Annotated in this window: 4 protein-coding genes; all 4 read left to right on the top strand. The window is 75.6% G+C overall.

Annotation, left to right across the window (positions count from 1 at the left end):
• Nucleotides 1–399, top strand: a 399-nt coding sequence (locus tag ACFXA3_RS23870; protein WP_385189872.1) for a (2Fe-2S)-binding protein, incomplete at its 5' end; no start/stop codon positions are given.
• Between the two features lie 75 nt (nt 400–474).
• Nucleotides 475–1,398, top strand: a complete 924-nt coding sequence (locus ACFXA3_RS23875) for a dihydrodipicolinate synthase family protein (protein ID WP_385189875.1) — start codon at nt 475–477, stop codon at nt 1,396–1,398.
• A 17-nt stretch (nt 1,399–1,415) separates the two neighbouring features.
• Nucleotides 1,416–2,420 carry a proline racemase family protein gene (locus ACFXA3_RS23880; protein WP_385189877.1) on the top strand — a complete coding sequence of 335 codons (1,005 nt, stop codon included), beginning with the start codon at nt 1,416–1,418 and terminating at the stop codon, nt 2,418–2,420.
• The coding region (locus tag ACFXA3_RS23885) for a proline racemase family protein (protein ID WP_385189880.1) at nt 2,417–2,873 on the top strand (457 nt) is incomplete at its 3' end. The genes ACFXA3_RS23880 and ACFXA3_RS23885, both read left to right, overlap by 4 nt.

Raw genomic sequence — 2,873 nt, forward strand, 5'->3', positions numbered from 1 at the left:
CGCCCTGCTCACCCTCTCCCTGCTGCTCCTCGCGGTCGGCTCCTTCGCCGACAGCGGCGGGCTCGCCAAGGCCGCCGGCTGGGCGGCCGCCCCGCCCACCGCCCGGGCGAGGGCTGGACCGGCTGGCTCCGCGAGGACACGGACGTGTGCCGGTGCGAGGAGGTGCCGGCCGGCCGGATCCGCGAGGCCGTCGCCGACCTCGGCGCGCGGGACGCCCGTACGGTCAAACTCCTCACCCGCGCCGGAATGGGCTGGTGCCAGGGCCGCATGTGCGGCCCCTCCGTCGCCGCCCTCGCCGGGGAGGGCGCGGCGTCCGCGGGCGCCTCGCCCGACCGGCGGCCGCTGTCCTGCCCGGTCCCGCTGCGCCACCTCGCCGAACTGCCCCCGGCGGACGGCTGATCCGCCGGTCCGGCCCCTTGTGGCCGCATCACACCCACTAGTAAAATGTCACACACCACTCTAGGGAGCCCTCTCATGACGCACGCGCACACCCCCGCGCCCACCCCGCCCCGCACCCGCCCCTGGCACGGCATCATGGTCGCCACCGCCCTGCCCCTGCGCGAGGACCTCACCGTCGACTACGACGCCTACGCCGACCACGTGGCCTGGCTGATCGCCAACGGCTGCGACGGCGTGGTCCCCAACGGCTCCCTCGGGGAGTACCAGACCCTCACCGACGAGGAGCGCGCCCGCGTCGTGCGCACCGCCGTCGAGGCGGCCGGCGACGGCTCGCGCGTCATGCCCGGCGTCGCCGCCTACGGCAGCGCCGAGGCCCGCCGCTGGGCCGACCAGGCCGCCGAGGCCGGGGCCGGCTCCGTACTCCTGCTGCCCCCCAACGCCTTCCGGGCCGACGAGCCGACCGTACGGGCCCACTACGCCGAGGTCGCCCGCGCCGGGCTCCCCGTCGTCGCGTACAACAACCCCATCGACACCAAGGTGGACCTGACGCCCGACCTGCTCGCCCGCCTGTACGGCGACGGCAGCATCGTCGCCGTCAAGGAGTTCAGCGGGGACGTCCGCCGCGCCTACGAGATCGCCGAACTCGCCCCGGGCCTCGACCTCCTCATCGGCGCCGACGACGTCCTGCTCGAACTGGCCCTGGCCGGCGCGGTCGGCTGGATCGCCGGCTACCCCAACGCCCTGCCGCGCTCCTGCGCCGAGCTCTACCGCGCCGCCGTCGCCGGGGACACCGCCACCGCGCTCCCGCTGTACAAGTCCCTGCACTCCCTGCTGCGCTGGGACTCCAAGACCGAGTTCGTCCAGGCCATCAAGCTCTCCATGGACCTCGCGGGACGCCCCGGCGGCGCCACCCGCCCGCCCCGCTTCCCCCTCACCGGGGAGACCGAGGCGGCCGTCCGCGCCGCCACCGAGAAGGCGCTCGCCGAGGGCCTCAACTGACCAGCCGGGGGACCCCCATGCGCACGCGCCACATCTACCACGCGGTGGACTCGCACACCGAGGGCATGCCGACCCGGGTGATCACCGGGGGCGTCGGGGTGGTCCCCGGCGCCACCATGGCCGACAAACGTCTCCACTTCATCGAGCACCTGGACCACGTCCGCACCCTGCTCATGTACGAGCCGCGCGGCCACTCCGCGATGAGCGGGGCCGTCCTCCAGCCCCCCACCCGGCCCGACGCCGACTTCGGCGTGCTGTACATCGAGGTGTCCGGCCTGCTCCCCATGTGCGGGCACGGGACCATCGGGGTGGCCACCGTCCTCGTCGAGACGGGCATGGTGGAGGCCGTCGAGCCGGTCACCACCGTCCGGCTCGACACCCCGGCCGGACTGGTCGCCGTCGACGTGCGGGTCGAGGACGGGGCCGCCACCGCCGTCACCCTCACCAACGTCCCCTCCTTCTGCGTCGGGCTCGACCTGAAGGCCGAGGTCCCCGGGTACGGCACGGTCACCTACGACCTCGCCTACGGCGGGAACTTCTACGCCTTCGTCGAACTCGACTCCCTCGGGCTCCCCTTCGACCGGGCCCGCAAGGACGACCTCCTCGCCGCCGGACTCGCGGTCATGGACGCGGTCAACGCCTCCGGCGACCGCCCCGTCCACCCCGAGGACCCGTCCATCGCCGGGGTCAAGCACGTCTACCTCGCCGCCCCCGGCTCCGACGCCCGCCGCTCCCGGCACGCCATGGCCATCCACCCCGGCTGGTTCGACCGCTCGCCCTGCGGTACGGGCACCAGCGCGCGCATGGCCCAGCTGCACGCCCGCGGCCTCCTGGAGCTCGGCGCGGACTTCGTCAACGAGTCCTTCATCGGAACCGAGTTCACCGGCCGGCTGGTCGGCGAGACCACGGTGGGCGGGCTCCCCGCCGTCGTCCCCACCGTCACCGGACGGGCCTGGATCACCGGCACCGCCCAGTACTTCCTCGACCCGTCCGACCCCTTCCCCGGAGGGTTCCTCCTGTGACCGCCGCAGCCGTACGCACCGTCGACTACCACACGGCCGGGGAGCCCTTCCGGATCGTCGACGTCGCCGCCGCCGGCCTGCCGCCCGTGCCCGGGGACACCGTCGCCGAGCGCTGCGCCACCGCCATCGGTCCAGGGGGCTCCGGGACGGCCCCGCGCCGCAGCCCCCTGGACGACGTACGGCGGCTCCTCGTGCAGGAGCCGCGCGGGCACGCCGGGATGTACGGCGGGTTCGTCGTGCCCCCGGACGACGACGGCGCCCACTTCGGCGTGCTGTTCTGGCACAAGGACGGCTACTCCACCGCCTGGGGGGGGGGGCCCGGCCCGGGCGGGCCCCCGGGCGGGGCGCCCGGCGCGGGGGGGGCCCGCCCCCCCGCCGCGGCCGGGCGGGGGTGGCGGGGGGTCGCCGGGGGGGGGGGGGGGGGGCGTGGATACAGAACCGCGCCCCCCCACA

The sequence above is a fragment of the Streptomyces sp. NPDC059456 genome, from assembly GCF_042750055.1.
In the GTDB taxonomy this organism is placed as follows: Bacteria; Actinomycetota; Actinomycetes; order Streptomycetales; family Streptomycetaceae; genus Streptomyces.

What these genes read in the sequence shown, in the direction of transcription:
- ACFXA3_RS23880 (WP_385189877.1), top strand. Translation starts at nt 1,416, where the DNA reads ATGCGCACGCGCCACATCTACCACGCGGTGGACTCGCACACCGAGGGC.
- ACFXA3_RS23875 (WP_385189875.1), top strand. Translation starts at nt 475, where the DNA reads ATGACGCACGCGCACACCCCCGCGCCCACCCCGCCCCGCACCCGCCCC.